General features: G+C 80.5%; 1 pseudogene. It reads left to right on the top strand.

The window, feature by feature from the left end:
- Nucleotides 1-400, top strand: a pseudogene (locus ACVMLK_RS21350) (hypothetical protein); the annotation flags it as partial.

The raw sequence follows: 400 nt of genomic DNA, 5'->3' as shown, positions 1-400 counted from the left end.
CGCCTGCAGGGCGGGCGCGTGCAGCCGATGGGGCCCCTGGCCGGCCGCGCCCCCGCCGCGCTGGGGCGGGCACGCCGGCTGATCCTGCTGGTGCCGCCGGCCTGGGTCCTGCGCCGGGTGCTGACCTTGCCGGCGGCCGCCGAGGCCCGCCTGGGCGAGGTGCTGGACTTCGAGATCGAGCAGCACGTCCCCTTCGCCGCCGCGGAGGTGCTTTGGGATGCGCGGGTGCTGCGCCGCCTGGCCGAGGCGCAGCGGATCGAGGTGGAGGTGGCGGTGTTGCCGCGGGCCGCCATCGCGGAGGCCGCGCGGGCCGCGCGGGGGCGGGCTGCCCATGCCGTGCTGGAGGCCCGCGGCGATCCGGCCGCGCCCTGGCCGGCCATCCCGCTGGACGGGCTCGCGC

It is taken from the genome of Teichococcus aerofrigidensis (genome assembly GCF_054073225.1).
The sequence above is the reverse complement of the archived record's forward strand: the minus strand, read 5'-3'. Positions and strand labels throughout refer to the sequence as shown.